We start from the raw sequence: 15,303 nt of genomic DNA, 5'->3' as shown, positions 1-15,303 counted from the left end.
CGAGGCGCGGGCGCTCGGGCAGCGGTGGCTGCTGCCGTGCCTGGAGGTCGCGTGCGTGGCGCCGCTGGCGGCCCGCGGCGAGCACGAGCGGGCGCTCGCGCACGCCCGCGCCGCCCGCGCCACCGCCCGCCGCCTGCGCCACGCGATGGGGGAGCGGCAGGCGGAGCTGGCCCTGGCCCTCGTCGGCGCCGAGCCCGGGACGGCGGACGGGCCGGATGACGTGTTCGTGCCCGACCCGCGGCCGGGGCGGATCGAGGCGCTGGTGGCCGACGGGCGGCTGGAGGAGGCGGAGCGGACGCTGGCGGCGTTCGGCGAGAGCGGCCCGGCGGGGCCGCCCGGGCAGGCCGCCCACCTCAGGCTGGAGGGTCTGCTGCTCGCCGCCAGGAACGTTCCACACGAGTCCGAGCAGCGCTTCGCCCGCGCGCTCGCGCTGGTGGAGGGGGTGTGCCCGCTGGAGGAGGCACGCGTGCTGCTCGACCTCGGCAGGCTGCTGCGCCGCACGTGCCGGCGCAGAGCGGCCGCCGACCGGCTCGGCGCGGCCCGCGCGATCTTCCAGCGGCTGGGTGCGCGCCCGCTCGTGGACCGCTGCGCCCGGGAGCTGGAGGCGTGCGGGCTGGAGCCCCCGGCCACGGTACGGCTCGGGCTCACGCCCCAGGAGCTCAGCACCGCCACGCTGGTGGCCGGCGGGCTGACGAACCGGCAGATCGCCAGAGAGCTGCTCATCAGCGTCAAGACCGTCGAGTACCACCTCGGCAAGATCTACACCAAGCTCGGGATCGGCTCCCGGGTGGCGCTGGCCGCCAAGCTGGGTGACCTGACGCCGGTCAGATGAGGATCCAGGTGGTCACCACGGGGCCGCCGCGGCCGGGGCTGACCCGCAGCCGCAACGGGCCGGGCGCGAGCTCGCCCGTGGTGAACCGGCCCAGCTCGTCCGCGCGCACCGGCGTGCCGCCGTCCCGCCGCTGCACCACGATCTCGGCGGGCGTACCGCCCGACACCCGCCCGACCAGCCGCCTGCCGGTCACCTCCAGCTCCACGACGACCTCCCCGGCGGCGAACGACAGCAGCCGCGCCCGCCCCCCGCCGCGAACCCGGGTGGCCGACAGCTCCTCCCACGAGTCGAACGTCAGCTCGGCCAGCTCCGCGTCCAGCGACCTGAGCGCGTAGGCCAGCATCGCCTCCTCGAACAGCCCGGCCGGGACCGGGTCGAGCCGCTCGGCCGCCGCCCGCAGCCGCTCCTCCAGCTCCAGGTCCCCGTCGTCCATGGCGTCGTCCATGGCGTCGTCCACGCTGTTCACCCCCGGATGCCGTTCACGCCCCGCCGGTTCATGAGGGCGGCGAGCCGTTTGAGGCACCGCCCCCTGTTGGGGCCGATGCTGCCGACCGGCATGCCCAGCCCGTCCGCGATCTCCTGGTAGCTCGGCCGCGGCTCGGCGATGAGGACGCGCAGCAGCCGCCTGCAGCGCTCCGGCAGCTCCTCGAACGCGCTCCACAGCTCCTGCTCGCGCTCGGCCCGCTCGTCCGCCTCCTCGGCCTCCAGCAGCAGGAACTCGGGCGAGCGCTCGTCGGCGTCGAGACCCATCAGCTCCACGTCGCCGACCGGCAGGGCCCGGCCTCTGGTGCGCAGGACCCGCAGCGCCTCGTGCCTGGCGGTGCTGGCCAGCCAGGAGCCGGCCCGCTCCGGCTCCCGGAGCCTGGTCAGGTGCTCGGCGAAGCGGTACCACGTCGTCTGGCACACGTCCTGGGCGTCGGAGTCGTTCACGAGACAGCCCCGCGCCACGGCCCAGACCAGCCCGCTGTAGCGCTGGTAGAGCTCCTTCCACGCCCCAGCGTCGCCGTCCGCGGCAGCCGCGACCAGGGTTGCGGTGTCGTCCACTGCGGCTGCTCCCTATATCTGGGCGGGAAGCCCAATATATTTCGCATACCGCCGCCGGGCGGGTAACTCGCCATCATCGGAGAAAACCGCTCAGATCCGGCACGGCCAGCCGCCCCGCGAGGAGCTGCGCCGCGGCCGCCCGCGAGGACACCTGCTCCTGCGACATGCGGGCCGCGATCATCCCGGCCACGATCGGCGTGGCGAACGACGTGCCGCTCCAGGCCGCCAGGCCGGTGAAGGAGGCCTTGTCGCCGTCCTGCAGCGTGGCCACGCAGGTGCAGCCGGGGTAGTGGGCCGGGTCGGCGAAGCGGCAGGTGGTGCGGTGCGGGTAGCCGTACTGGTAGGGGCCGGAGGTGAAGGCGTTGACCAGGCGCTCGCCCGGCGCGTACACCGTGACCCAGTCGCCGTGGTTGCTGAAGCAGGCCCGGCCGAGCCCGTCCTCGCGCAGCGCGCCCACCGACAGCACCACGTCGCCGGAGGCGTTGACCGGCTCCGTGGCGAACGCGGCCGGCCAGAACGGCAGCGTCTCGCCGTCGTTGCCCGCCGCGGCCACCAGGAGCGTGCCGGGGTGGGCGGCCAGCTCGTCCACGAAGTCGGCCAGGCCGAGCAGCGCGCTCGCGTCGGCGGTCCTGGTGCCGGCGGACAGGGAGACGATGTCCGGCCAGCCGTGCTCGTCCAGGATCCGCAGCAGGGTCTGGCCCAGCTCGTCCTCCAGGGCGGCGCCCGCGTACGGGAAGGCGTTGTAGACCCGCACGTCGGCGGCGGGCGCCACGCACCGCAGCACTCCGGCGATGAACGTGCCGTGACCCACGTACGGCTTGATCAGGCCGTCGGGGTCGAGCTCGTCGCCCGGGGCGGTGACGTCGCCGTCCACCTTGGGGATGTTCGGGAGGCCCGAGCTCCCGGCCAGCCACTGGTGGTCGAGGTAGTCGTGGACGAGGCCGGTGTCGAGGACGGCGACGCTCACCCCCGCGCCCCGGTCGCGACCGGACAGGGGCGGGTTGAGCGGCCCGGCGCTCGGGACCGGCTCGTCGCCGGGGCACAGGTTGACGCCCGCGACGGTGACGAAGTGGACCAGGCTCGACGCGATGTCCTCGCGGGCCAGCCGCTCGACGGTCCGGTGCAGGTTCCTGGAGCCGACGGAGAGCCGGCGCATGGAGGTCCGGCCGACGGTCCTGGCCCCGGCCACGCGGACCGCGTCGGGGCCCGGCTGCAGGCGCTGGACGGCCGCGGCGGCCCGGCCCGCGTCGGCGTCGCGCACCAGGACGTGCCCGGCGAGGTGGGCGAACCGCGGCTGCACCGCGGATCCCGGCGCGGCCCCTTCGGGCCCCGCGACCGCGCGCATGCCGTCCGGCAGCGCCGCGTTGAGTATCTCCAACTGCTCCCAGAACCGGGTGTCCGATAATGTCATCCCCACTCTTTTCTTCCTGGCGTACGTAGGTATGAGGCATCACCGGGCCTGCTGATACAGCAGGGGTCTACGATCGTGGCGTGTCCCGGGAAGATCCGCATGACCTGCTGGCCATGGTCTTCGCGAGACCCCGGGAGGCCGTGGCGGCCGCCAGGGCGCTGCTGGCCGACGGGAGCGGGCCGTACGAGTCCTCGATCGCCAGGCAGGCGCTCGGGATCCTGCACCGTGAGTTCGGCGACCTCGAGGCGGCCATCGGGGAGCTGCGGCATGCCGTGCGCCTGGCGCGGCGCTCCGGCTCGGCCGACCGCGAGACCGACGTGCTGGCCACGCTGGGCATCGCGCTGCTGCAGTCCGGACGCACGCGGGCGGGACTGTCGGCGCTCGACCAGGCCGCGACGCGGGCGGACGGCACGACGCGGGCGCGGGTGCTGTTCCGCCGCGCGGGGGCCCGATGGATCCTGGGCCGGCACGGTGAGGCCCTCGACGACCTGCGGGACGCGGTGCCCGCGCTGCTGGCGGCGCGCGACACGGTGTGGGCGGCGCGGGCGCTGACCCTGCGCGGGCACGTCCAGCTCGCCCTGGGCGCCGTCCAGCCCGCCGACGCGGACTTCCGCACGGCGCAGGACATGCTGGGCCCGACCCGGCAGGAGCACGACTCGGCGGTGGCCGTCCAGAACCGGGGGGTGGCCGCGTTCCGCACGGGAGACCTGCCCGCGGCGCTCGCCCTGCTGGACGAGGCGGAGCAGCGCTTCCGCTCGCTCGGCACGCCGATGTTCGACCTGGTCGGCGACCGGTGCGCGGTCCTGCTCGCCGCCGGGCTGGCCCGCGACGCGCTGGAGCACGCGGACGGAGGGCTGCGGCTGCTGGCCCGGCTGCGCGGCCAGGCGACCCGGCGCGCCGAGCTGCTGCTCATCGCCGCCCGCGCCGCCCTCCAGAGCGGCGACCCGGCCACCGCCGGGGAGCGGGCGGGGGAGGCCCGCCGGCTGTTCGCCCGCCAGCACCGCGCGTGGTGGTCCGAGCACGCCCGCCTGATCGTGCTGCAGGCCGAGCACGCCACCCCGGACGCCCCGGCGCGGCGGACCGCGCTGGGCGAGGCCCAGCGGCTCGCCGGCCGGCTGGCCGTGCTGGAGTCGCCGGAGGTGTGGCAGGCCCACCTGCTGGCGGGGCGGATCGCGCTCGCCCTGGGCAGAGCGGGCGTGGCCGAGCGGCACCTTGCCAGGGCCGCCGGCGTCCGGCACAAGGGGCCCGCCACGTCCCGGGCGGGCGGCTGGCTGGCCGAGGCGCTCAGGGCGGAGGCGGCCGGGGAGCCGCGCCGCCTGCTGCACGCCTGCCGGGCCGGGCTGGCACTCCTCGAGGAGCACCGGCTCACGTTCGGCTCCTCCGAGCTGCATGCGCTGGCCACCGCCCAGGGCGCGGAGCTGGTCACGCTCGCCCAGCGGCACCTGCTGCGCGAGGGACGGCCCCGCCGGCTGCTGGCCTGGACGGAGCGGTGGCGGGCCACCTCGCTCGCCGTGCCCGCCGTGAGCCCGCCCGAGGACGGCGAGCTCCTGGCCCGGCTCGCCGCCCTGCGGCAGGCCGAGCACCTGCTGGCCCAGGCCCGCCAGGACGGCGCCGCCTCGGCCGCCGCCCTGGAGCGCGACCGCAGCCGCCTGGAGTCCCGCGTAAGGTCCGCCACGCTGGCCACCACCGGGCACGCCAAGGGGCGTTCACGCGGAGGAGGCGAGGGCCGCGACCGCGACGACCGCCGGACCGGGCGGCTCCTGGACGCCCTCGGCGGGGGCCGGCTGGCCGAGCTGGTCGCGGTGGACGGCACGCTGCACGTCCTGCTCTGCGGCGACGGCACCGTACGCCGCCACATCGCCGGGCCCATGGACCGGGCCGTCGCGGAGGTCGAGTTCGCCCGCTCCAGGCTGCGCCGCCTCGCCTACGAACGCGACCCCGACCAGGGCGAGCTCCACGACCTGGGCGCCCGGCTGGAGCGGGCGGTGCTCGGCCCGGTCGCGGGCCTGCTCGGCGAGGAGGCCCCGCTGGTCGTGGTTCCCCCCAGCACGCTGCACACCACTCCCTGGGGCCTGCTGCCGTCCCTGCGCCGCCGGCCCTTCACCGTCGCACCCTCCGCCGGGGCGTGGCTGCGCGCCAGGTCCGCGCCGCGCCCCGACGGCGGCCGCATCGTCCTCGTCCGCGGCCCGGGGGTCGCCCACGCCGACCGCGAGGTACGCGAGATCGCCCGCCTGTACGCCCAGGCCGGCCGTGAGGCCTCGGTCCTCGAGGCGGGGCGGGCCACCGCGCCCGCGGTGCTGGCGGCCATCGACGGCAGCCTGCTCGCCCACCTGGCCGCGCACGGCACGTTCAGGGCCGACAGCCCGCTGTTCTCCTCGCTCCACCTCGACGACGGCCCGCTGACCGGCTACGACCTCGAACGCCTGCGCCGCGCCCCCCACCACCTCGTCCTGTCCAGCTGCGACTCCGGCCAGATGGCCGCCGTCGGCGCCGACGAGCTGCTGGGCCTGGCCACCGCCCTGCTCCGCCTCGGCACCGCCGGGATCGTCGCCAGCGTCGTCCCCGTGAACGACGAGACCGCCGTGCCCGTCATGCTCGGCCTGCACGACGGCCTGCGCCGCGGGCTCGGCCTGGCCGAGGCGCTCTGCCGGGCCAGGGGCGACGACGTGTCGTTCATCGCCATCGGGGCAGGCTGATCGGCCATTGATCGGACGCGCGCGATCATGAAAGAATTCTCTGACAGATGGATATCGGGGTTTGGGGGACGGTCGCCCATGATCCGCGAGCTGATCGAGCGGCCCTAGGATGCCGGACGACGAGCTGGACGAGGCGTTCGAGCTCGGCAGGACGTGCGCGCTGGCCGCCGAATGCGGCCGGGACCTGCGGCGCTGCGCCCAGATGTACGGCGGGCTGTTCCCCGCGGCGGCCTTCGGCTCCGAGTCCTACACCGCCCTGACCCTCTCCACGGCCTTCAGCGCCCCCTGGGTCAGCGCCGAGCGACTGAAGGTCGCCAACCGGGCCGCCCTGTGGGTCCTGGCCGTGGACCGCCTCGTCGACCACACCGCGACCACCCGCGAGCAGGTCGACCGGCTGATCCACGAATGCCTGTCGGTCGCCGACGGGGCCGTGCCCCGCTCGGCGGCGACGCGGTTCCTGGCCGACCTGCGTGACGAGCTGGGCACCGTCAAGGAGTTCGACGACCTGCGGTGGATCTGGCGCGACCAGCTCGCCGAGACGCTGACCGGCATGGGCAGGGCGTGGGTGTGGCGGGACACGGGGGCCGTCCTGACGCTGGAGCGCTATCTCGACAACGCCGACAGCCGCGGCTCGTGCTTCGTGGACGTCTCGCACTGGATCTACACCGCCGACGACTGGGCCAGGACCCATCTGGAGGACCTGCGGGCGGTCAGCAGGCAGGTCCAGCGCTACCTGCACGTGCTCGGCGACCTGGCCTCGTACCGCAAGGACATGAGCTGGGGAGACCTGAACGTCCTGGCGCTCGGCGTCAGCCGCGCCGAGGTCACCGAGGCGATGGCCGTCCTGGCCCGCCAGGCCGCCGGGCTCATCGAGCCGGTACGCGCCGGCAGCCCTCGCACCGCCGCCTACCTGCGCAGACAGCTCGGTTTCAACGCAGGTTTCGTCGGTATTTCGGGCTGAGGACCGGCACGCTAAAGTACCTGTCGGATTCCCTGACAAACTGGCTTGACACATTGACCGTCAGATCGGCGAATAAGTGTGCGTCGGACGACAAAACGTGACATTTTGATTCTTGTAAAAGGTTGCGGCTTGAGTGGAAAATGTGGCGTTGCTAGGGTGTCTGGATGCCAGGCATGTGGAGCGACCTTCTCAACGCACCTTGACAGGTACCACTGACCACGGCACCTCAGGGGCGAGGTTGTGCATGCGCGGGAGAGGTACAGGCGGTGCTGGATGGAATTCGGTCGCTCTGACCGTTGGCGGCTGCCGACAGCGATCAAGATCTTGATCGCCGGGGGTTTCGGTGTGGGCAAGACCACCATGGTCGGTGCCGTGTCCGAAACCCGGCCATTGCGTACGGAAGAGGCGCTCACCCAGGTCGGGACCCACATCGACGACCTGTCAGGCGTCGAGAGGAAGCTCACCACCACCGTGGCCATGGACTTCGGCCGCATCACCATCGCCAACGACTACATGCTCTATCTGTTCGGGACGCCCGGACAGGAGCGGTTCTGGTTCGTGTGGGACGAGCTGGCCATGGGCGCCCTCGGCGCCGTCGTGCTGGCCGACACCCGCCGCCTCGACGACTGCTTCCCGGCCGTCGACTACTTCGAGAAGCGCGAGCAGCCGTTCATCGTGGCGCTCAACTGCTTCGACGGCTCCAGGCCGTTCACGGTCGGCGAGGTGCGCTCGGCGATCGGCCTGGAGCAGGAGGTCCCCATCGTGCGCTGCGACGCCCGCAGGAAGGACTCGGGCAGGGAAGTGCTCATCACGCTCGTCGAGCACGCGATGCGCATGGGGGCCTCGCCCGTCGGGACCATGTCGTGACCATGACCGGCTAACCTTTTGGCGATGGAGGAGATCGACCGCCGGATCGTCACGCTGCTCGCCCGCGACGGCCGCATGAGCTTCACCGACCTGGCCAGGGAGACCGGGCTCTCGGTCTCAGCGGTGCACCAGCGCGTACGGCGCCTGGAAAAGCGCGGGGTCGTGCGCGGATACGCCGCGATCATCGACCATGAGGCGGTGGGGCTGCCGCTGACCGCGTTCGTGTCGATCAAGCCGATCGACCCGGCCGCGCCCGACGACGCCCCGGAGCGGCTGGCCCACCTGACGGCCATCGAGGCGTGCCACAGCGTGGCGGGCGACGAGAGCTACATCCTCAAGGTCCGGGTGGGCTCGCCGTCGGCGCTGGAGGACCTGCTCCAGCAGATCCGCGCCTCGGCCAACGTCTCCACCCGCACCACGGTCGTGCTGAGCACCCCGTACGAGCATCGCGCCCCCGAGGTGGCCGGCGAGTTCCCTTCCACCCCGGACGCCTGACCCTCCACCCCGTCGCCCTCGGCGGCCTGCCCCGGGCCGTCGTCGCCCCCTTGGCCCAGTTGCCTCCCCGGACCACCGCGACGTGAGCAGAGGGCCTCTCAGCCCCGCCCAGGCGGCTCGTAGCGGGCGCGCAGGCGGGCCTTGGCGCTCTCCGCCGCCCCGAGGTGCTCCAGGCCGAGCAGGCCCGCGCCCATGATCGGGGGCGCGTCGGCCAGCACCGGCTTCGCCCGCGGCGTCCGTACGGCGAAGCAGGAGTCCAGCAGCGAGGTCAGCAGCGGATCCCGGGCCGTCAGCATGCCCCCGCCCAGCACCACCTCGGTCGGCGTCTCCAGCAGGCCGAGGCGGCGCAGGCACACCTCCGCCATCGCCGTCACCTCCTCGGCCTGCCGCTCCACCAGCGACCTGGCCACCGCGTCCCCGTCCGCGGCCGCCGCGAGCACGCCCGGCGACAGCTCGTGCAGGCGTTCCTCGCTCAGGCGGCCGAAGTGCACCTCCAGCACGAGCTCCTCGACCGTCGCCGTGCCGAAGTGGGAGGTGATCAGCCCGGTCAGCGTGGTCGGCACGCCGCGCCCGTCCTCGGCGCGCACGGCGTGCCACAGCGCCTCCTCCGCCAGGCCCTGGCCGCCGCCCCAGTCGCCGCTGATCCGCCCGAGGGCGGGGAAGCGGGCCACCGCGCCCGTGGGGGAGACGCCGACCGCGTTGATGCCGGCCCCGCACACCACCGCCACCCCCCACGGGGCCGACGCCCCGGCCCGCAGCAGCGCGAACGTGTCGTTGCGCACCACCACGTCCCCGCCGAACCCCCTGGCCGCGAACTCCCGCGCCAGCGCCTCCTCCTCGGCCGGCAGGTCCGCCCCCGCCAGGCAGGCCGACACGTGGTCGAACCCGCCCTCGGGCACCACGTCCGGCCCCAGGGCGGCGAGCGCGTGCCGCACCACGCCCACCGCCGCCGCCACCCCGTCGCGCTGCGGCGCGAACGGCCCCGAGCGGCCCGTGGCGAGCACCTCGCCGTGATCCGAGATCACTGCCACGTCGGTCTTGCTGTTGCCGCCGTCCACCGCCAGCACGAGCCGCGGGCGCCCCACTAGCCCACCGCCCACGGCAGATGCGCGCGGTTCGCCTCGAGGAGCAGGCCCGTCAGCTCCTCGGCGATCTCGTCCTGCCCGACCAGCGGATGGGCGAGCAGTGCGTCGCGCACCCGGTCCGCGCCGCCGTGCAGCGCCGCGTCCAGGGCGAGGCTCTCGTACGCGGACACATGCGCGATCAGCCCGGCGTACAGCGGCTCGACCGGCGGGACCGGCAGCGGCGCCGCGCCCTGGGCGCCGACGGCCGCCGGCACCTCGATCACCGCCGCGTCGTCGAGGAACGGCAGCGTGCCGCCGTTGCGCACGTTCACCACCTGGACGTCGCCCCGGTCCCCGAGCAGCGAGGCGATCAGCGCCACCGCCGCCTCCGAGTAGAACGCCCCGCCGCGCTCCGACAGCAGCTCCGGCTTGGTCACCACGGCCGGGTCCGCGTACATCTCCAGCAGCCGCCGCTCCAGCGCCGCGACCTCGGCCGCCCGCGACGGCTTGGCGCGCTGCTCGCGCACCACGGCGTCGTGGGCGTAGAAGTAGCGCAGGTAGTAGGAGGGGATCGAGCGCAGCCGCTCCAGCAGCTCCAGCCGCAGCCCAAGGCTGTCGGCGATCTCCTGCCCGTGCGAGCGCAGGACGGCCGGCAGGACGTCCTCGCCGTCCAGGTGGACGGCCCGCTCCCAGGTCAGGTGGTTCAGCCCGACGTGGCCGAGCGAGATCCGCGAGGGCTCCGCCCCCAGCCAGGCGGCGAAGCGGCGCTGGAAGCCGATCGCCACGTTGCACAGCCCGATCGCCCGGTGCCCGGCGTCCAGGAGGGCCCGGGTGACGATGCCGACGGGGTTGGTGAAGTCCACGATCCACGCCTGCGGCGCGAGCGCGCGAACCACCGAGGCGATCTCCAGCACGACCGGGACCGTCCGCAGCGCCTTGGCCAGCCCGCCCGCGCCCGTCGTCTCCTGCCCCACGCACCCGCAGCGCGGCGGCAGCGTCTCGTCCACCTCCCGCGCCGCCTGCCCGCCCACCCTGAGCTGGAACAGCACCACCTGCGCCCCCGCGACCCCCTCCTCCACCGAGGAGGTGGCCAGCACGCGCGCCGGATGCCCCGCGTGCGCCAGCATCCGCCGCGACACGCCCGCCACCAGCTCCAGGCGCGCGGCATCGGGATCAATCAGGGCGATCTCCGTCACCGGCAGCTCGTCGCGCAACCGCGCGAAGCCGTCGACCAGCTCAGGCGTGTACGTCGAGCCGCCCCCGACCACGGCCAGTTTCAACCCTTCACTCCCGTCAAAGTCACGCCCTCGATGAACACTCGCTGGGCGAAGAAGAACATGATGATCACCGGTGCGGTCACCAGCAGCGTGGCGGCCATGGTGAGGTTCCACTGCACGCTGTGGAACGCCTTGAACGTGGCCAGGCCGAGCGACAGCGTCAGGTGGTCCTGTTCGACGCCGGCGTACAGCAGCGGCCCGTAGTAGTCGTTCCAGCAGTAGAAGAACTGGAACAGGGCGACCGCCGCGATGGCCGGGCGGGCCATCGGCAGGATCACCCTGATGAGGGTCGTGAGGTCGGAGCAGCCGTCCACCCTGGCCGCGTCGGTGTAGTCGCGCGGGATCGTGACCAGGAACTGCCGCAGCAGGAAGATCGAGAACGCGTCCCCGAGCAGCATCGGCAGGATCAGCGGCCACAGGCTGTCCGTCAGCCCCAGCCGCGCCCACACCAGGTAGATCGGCACCGCGATGACCTGCGGCGGCAGCATCATCGCGGTGATCACCAGCAGGAACGCCAGCCGCCGCCCCGGAAAGCGGAACTTGGCCAGCGCGTACGCCACCGGCACCGACGACACCACGGTGAACACCGTCCCGAGCACGGCGTACATGAGCGTGTTGGCCGTCCACCGCAGCAGCATCGACTTCTCGAACACCACGGCGAAGTTGTCCCAGTTCCAGCTGCGCGGCCAAAGGTCGCTGGTCAGCGCCTGCTGGTCGGTCATCAGCGCGGTCAGCGCGATGAACACCACCGGCGCCAGGAACATCAGCGCCAGCGCGATGGCCAGCGCGTGCGTGGCGATCCACACCAGCACCCGCCGCCTGCGGGCCCGGACCCCGTCCCGCCGGGCGTGCGCGGCCGGCGGACGGGACGGCGCGGTGCCCGGGTCGGCGATCGTGGCGCTCATGACGCCTCCTCGGCCCGGCGGAACTGCCGCAGCAGGATCAGTGTGAAGACCATCGAGGTGGCGAACAGCAGCAGCGCCAGCACGCACGCGTACCCCATGGAGAAGTCGCGGAAGCCGACCTGGAACAGCCACTGCGGCAGCGTCAGCAGCGACTCGTCCGGGTAGCCGGGCGAGAACGAGCTGCCCGGCGAGTCGGTCTCGCCCGAGGCCACCCGGGAGGCGATCATCGCCTGCGTGAAGTACTGCAGGGCGTAGATGACGTTCGTGACCAGGGAGAACATCAGCACGGGCGCGATCGCGGGCAGCGTCACGCTGCGGAACTGCCGCCACGGGCCCGCCCCGTCGATGGCTGCCGCCTCGTACAGGTGCTTGGGCACGTCCAGCAGCGCCGCCATGAAGATCACGACGAGCTGGCCGCAGCTCCACAGCGACAGCAGCGTCAGGCTCGGCTTCGACCAGGCCGGGTCGCCGAACCAGTCGGGCCCCTGGATGCCGAACAGGGCCAGGAACTGGTTCCACGGCCCGGTCGCCGGGTTCATCAGGAAGACGAACGTGATCGTGCCGGCCGCCATCGGCACCAGCGACGGCAGGTAGAAGATCGTGCGGAACAGCCCGACGCCGGCCTTGAGGCGCACCACGAGCTGCGCCAGCGCCAGCGAGCACAGCACGGTCGCCGGCACCATGATGAGCACCAGCCACAGCGTGTTCTTCGCCGAGGTCAGCACCCGGGGGTCCTGGAACAGGTAGCGGTAGTTGTCCAGGCCGGCGAACTCGAGGGTGTACATGTCGTAGCGGTGGAAGGAGAAGTACACGGTGGACAGCAGCGGGTAGACGAAGAAGATCGACACCCCGGCGATCCACGGCGACAGCCACACGAGGGCCCGCAGGCCCTCGCGGCGCCGCCACACGTCGGCGAGCGCGGCCACCTCAGCCCCCGGACAGCTTCAGCTTGTCGTCGATCTGCTTGTCCACGCCCTTCAGCCCGGCGTGGAGGTCGGGTACGGAACCCTTCTCCCACTTGGTCATGAACGTGCTCATGACCTCCTGGTTGAAGACGCTGTTCACGCTGGCGGGGATGGTCGAGGTCTTCGGGTGGGCGAAGATGTTCAGGAACGTCGCGAAGTTGGCGTCCTTGGCCAGCTCGGGGGACTCCATCGACGCCTTCGTCGTGGGCACGTTGCGCAGCGCGTTCGACAGCGTCACCAGCGAGGCGGTGTCGGTGGCGAGGTGCTTGACCAGCTCCCACGCCTGCTGCGGGTGCTTGGCGCCCTTCGGCACGCCGATCACGGTGCCCGCGGTGAAGCCGCTGCCGTACAGGTCGGGCCGGTCGTCGGCGACGGGCAGGGGAGCGGTGCCGTAGTCGAGGTCCTTCGCCTCGTTGGCGATCATGGCGTTACGCCACTCGCCGTCCAGGACCATGGCCACCTTGCCCTGGTAGAACGGGTGCTTGGCGCCCCACTCGTCGCCCAGGCCCTTGCGGAACTTCTCCAGGTTGGCGTAGCCGTACCAGTCGACGAGCTCCTTCTGCCAGGTCAGCAGCCGCTTCCAGGCCGGGTCGGCGCCGATGGCCGAGGTGCCGTCGTCGTTGTACCACCTGGCGCCCACCATGGGGGCCAGGTGGGTGGGGCTGTTCTCGTAGTACTGGACGCTCGGGATGAACCCGGCCACCTTGATCGTGCCGTCGGCGTCGCGCACGGTGAGCTTCTTGGCCAGCGCGGTCAGCTCGCTCAGCGTCTTGGGCGGCTGGCTGCCCTTCATCAGCGCCTTGTTGTAGTAGAGCCCGTACGCGTCCGCCAGCAGCGGCAGCGTGCACTGCTTGCCCTCGAAGCCCGAGTACGAGCGCGCCACCTCGGGCAGCACCGACAGGTCGATCCCGTCCTGCTTGATCACCGGAGTGAGATCCTGGAACGATCCCGACCTGCACCATTGGGCAACGCTGTCGGTGGTGAACGAGGCCGCCACGTCCGGCGCGTTCCCGCCCCGGATGGCCTGGGTGATCTGGTCGTCCTGCACGTTCTTGACGGCCTTCACGGTGATCTGGGGGAACTTCTTGTTGAAGCCCGCGATGGCCTCCTCGAACGCCTTGACCTCGGCGTCCGTGGAGAACCCGTGCCACAGCTCCAGCGTGGCCGCCGGGAGCGCCTGCGAGGCCGAGCCTGAGGGCCTGGGCTGGGCGCCGAGCGACGGCCCTGCCTGTTTGTTCGCGGTGCACCCGGTCAGGGTGCAGGCGGTCAGCGCGAGAGCCGCGGCGACCGACAGAGGGACGAAGCGCACGGGGGGTGCCTCCTGCCGTGGTGGATCATGTCGGAACGGTTGAGCTGAAGACCTCTTCGCGTACGGTGGCAAGGGCCAGATCGAGGGCGCCGGCGAGGACGGGGTTGCCCTCGACGCTCGACAGCCGGACCCGGGGCTGCGGGATGGTGAGCGCGTGCAGCTCGTGTTCGACCAGCTCGCGCAGGCTCTCGCCGCCCGACAGCACGACGCCGCCGGTCAGCACGATGAGCCCCGGGTCCACGACGGACGTGATCGCGGCCAGGCCCACGGCCAGGCGGGCGGCGATGTCGCGCAGCCCCGCCCTGGCGTCGTCGGCCTTCTGGCCCTTCCCCTCGGCCGCCCGCACGGCGTTGGCGACGGCGTGCTGGAAGTCGCCGCCGCGCACGCCGTACGAGCGCAGCAGCTTCAGCACCGCCGGGCCGCCGGTGAGCGCCTGGTAGCCGTGGTTGGCGTAGCGGCCGGCCTCGCGGGCCGTCTGCGCGCCCGGGGTGGGCATGTAGCCCACCTCGCCCGCGCCGCCCGTGGCGCCCCTGTGCATCCGGCCGCCCAGCACGATGGCCGAGCCGATGCCCTCGTCGGCCCACAGCAGCACGAAGTCCTGATGGCCCTGGGCCGCCCCGTGCGCCTGCTCGGCCACCGCGACCAGGTTGACGTTGTTCTCCACGTCCACCGGCACGCCCAGGCCCGCGCTGAGCGTCGGCACCAGGTCGGGGATCTGCCAGCCCGGCACGTCCTTGGCGGCCGCGTAGCCGAGCCTGCCGGTGGACGGGTCGATCGCGGCCTGCACGCCGATCACGACCCGGCGCAGCTTGTCCGGCGGGCTCGCGCCCTCCAGGGCCGCGTTCAGGCGGTCCACCAGCTCGCCGTGGGGCCGGCGCGGGGTCGGCAGCGTGTGCTCGCCGACGATCGCGCCGGTGATGTCGGCCACCTTGGCCTCGATCCGGTCGGGCGTGACGTCGAGCGCGGCCACGTACGCCGCCGCCGGGTTGATCCGGTAGACCTCCGCCGTACGCCCCGGCAGGCCCTCCCTGATGCCGTCGAGCACCACCAGCCCGGCCTCCTGCAACCGGGCGAGGAGCTGGGACGCCGTCGGCTTGGACAGCCCGGTGAGGGTGCCGATCTCGGGGCGGGTCAGCGGGCCGCGTTCGAGGAGTGCCTGCAGGGCGGCGCGATCATTGATGGCACGTAGCAGACTGGGGGTCCCCGGTACCGGACCGCTCACGGATGGGCTCCTTGCGCGAGTTAGGAAACTTTCCTAACTCGGAACATAGGGAGTCGGGCTCCGTGGGTCAAGAGCCGGATGCGGGTGAAACCAAGCCGTAACAAGGAAAGAGATGGAGGGAGAAAGCAGGTGAGAGTGCCTCAACAGGCGTGCTAATGTCGTCGTTTGTCGTAACAACAAGCAGAATGGCCCGGAGTGTCTCATTAACCACAATAACGGTCAGGCGGCAACTCGTCAAACAGAGCTCGCCAGGGA

General features: G+C 72.9%; 14 protein-coding genes. 5 read left to right on the top strand and 9 right to left on the bottom strand.

Going from position 1 to position 15,303, the window contains the following annotated elements; all coding sequences use genetic code 11:
• A partial coding sequence (locus ACFKCF_RS52695; protein WP_394503840.1) for a LuxR C-terminal-related transcriptional regulator occupies nt 1-832 on the top strand: 832 nt, incomplete at its 5' end.
• Here the strand turns inward: ACFKCF_RS52695 and ACFKCF_RS52690 are convergent.
• The 3 genes from ACFKCF_RS52690 to ACFKCF_RS52680 all read right to left on the bottom strand — a co-directional run bounded on the left by ACFKCF_RS52690 (nt 825) and on the right by ACFKCF_RS52680 (nt 3,287).
• Nucleotides 825-1,289, bottom strand: coding sequence for a hypothetical protein (locus tag ACFKCF_RS52690; RefSeq protein ID WP_394503838.1), 465 nt, complete (start codon nt 1,287-1,289; stop codon nt 825-827). The genes ACFKCF_RS52695 and ACFKCF_RS52690 overlap by 8 nt on opposite strands.
• 5 nt (nt 1,290-1,294) lie before the next feature.
• Complete coding sequence (locus tag ACFKCF_RS52685; protein WP_394503836.1) at nt 1,295-1,876, bottom strand: RNA polymerase sigma factor; 582 nt, start codon at nt 1,874-1,876, stop codon at nt 1,295-1,297.
• Between the two features lie 73 nt (nt 1,877-1,949).
• Nucleotides 1,950-3,287 (bottom strand): S8/S53 family peptidase, encoded by a 1,338-nt coding sequence (locus tag ACFKCF_RS52680; protein WP_394503834.1) that lies wholly within the window; start codon nt 3,285-3,287, stop codon nt 1,950-1,952.
• An 80-nt stretch (nt 3,288-3,367) separates the two neighbouring features.
• Here ACFKCF_RS52680 and ACFKCF_RS52675 point away from each other — a divergent pair, with 80 nt between their 5' ends.
• From ACFKCF_RS52675 to ACFKCF_RS52660, 4 genes are all read left to right on the top strand, one after another.
• Entirely contained in the window at nt 3,368-5,983 is a 2,616-nt protein-coding gene (locus ACFKCF_RS52675; RefSeq protein WP_394503833.1) for a CHAT domain-containing protein, read from the top strand.
• 109 nt (nt 5,984-6,092) lie between these two features.
• Nucleotides 6,093-6,944, top strand: a complete 852-nt coding sequence (locus ACFKCF_RS52670; protein WP_394503832.1) for a terpene synthase family protein — start codon at nt 6,093-6,095, stop codon at nt 6,942-6,944.
• Between the two features lie 273 nt (nt 6,945-7,217).
• On the top strand, nt 7,218-7,811 hold the full coding sequence (locus tag ACFKCF_RS52665; protein ID WP_394503830.1) for an ATP/GTP-binding protein: 594 nt from the start codon (nt 7,218-7,220) through the stop codon (nt 7,809-7,811).
• 24 nt (nt 7,812-7,835) lie between these two features.
• Complete coding sequence (locus ACFKCF_RS52660) at nt 7,836-8,306, top strand: Lrp/AsnC family transcriptional regulator (RefSeq protein WP_394503828.1); 471 nt, start codon at nt 7,836-7,838, stop codon at nt 8,304-8,306.
• 98 nt (nt 8,307-8,404) lie between these two features.
• Here the strand turns inward: ACFKCF_RS52660 and ACFKCF_RS52655 are convergent, their stop codons facing one another.
• The 6 genes from ACFKCF_RS52655 to ACFKCF_RS52630 are packed head-to-tail and all read right to left on the bottom strand — an operon-like array spanning nt 8,405 to nt 15,048.
• Entirely contained in the window at nt 8,405-9,391 is a 987-nt protein-coding gene (locus ACFKCF_RS52655; protein WP_394503826.1) for an N-acetylglucosamine kinase, read from the bottom strand.
• Nucleotides 9,391-10,650, bottom strand: a complete 1,260-nt coding sequence (locus ACFKCF_RS52650; RefSeq protein WP_394503825.1) for a 6-phospho-beta-glucosidase — start codon at nt 10,648-10,650, stop codon at nt 9,391-9,393. The genes ACFKCF_RS52655 and ACFKCF_RS52650 overlap by 1 nt, the downstream gene beginning before the upstream one ends.
• Nucleotides 10,647-11,552 carry a carbohydrate ABC transporter permease gene (locus tag ACFKCF_RS52645; RefSeq protein ID WP_394503824.1) on the bottom strand — a complete coding sequence of 302 codons (906 nt, stop codon included), beginning with the start codon at nt 11,550-11,552 and terminating at the stop codon, nt 10,647-10,649. Before ACFKCF_RS52645 ends, ACFKCF_RS52650 begins: the two co-directional genes overlap by 4 nt.
• Entirely contained in the window at nt 11,549-12,478 is a 930-nt protein-coding gene (locus ACFKCF_RS52640) for a carbohydrate ABC transporter permease (protein WP_394503823.1), read from the bottom strand. Before ACFKCF_RS52640 ends, ACFKCF_RS52645 begins: the two co-directional genes overlap by 4 nt.
• A gap of 1 nt (nt 12,479) precedes the next feature.
• The gene (locus ACFKCF_RS52635; RefSeq protein WP_394503821.1) at nt 12,480-13,826 is read right to left on the bottom strand and encodes an ABC transporter substrate-binding protein; all 1,347 of its coding nucleotides are present in this window, start codon (nt 13,824-13,826) and stop codon (nt 12,480-12,482) included.
• A 25-nt stretch (nt 13,827-13,851) separates the two neighbouring features.
• Nucleotides 13,852-15,048 (bottom strand): ROK family transcriptional regulator, encoded by a 1,197-nt coding sequence (locus ACFKCF_RS52630; RefSeq protein ID WP_394503819.1) that lies wholly within the window; start codon nt 15,046-15,048, stop codon nt 13,852-13,854.
• Nucleotides 15,049-15,303: the final 255 nt, after the last annotated feature.

This window comes from Nonomuraea sp. JJY05, from assembly GCF_043496855.1.
Classification (GTDB): Bacteria; Actinomycetota; Actinomycetes; order Streptosporangiales; family Streptosporangiaceae; genus Nonomuraea.
The sequence above is the reverse complement of the archived record's forward strand: the minus strand, read 5'-3'. Positions and strand labels throughout refer to the sequence as shown.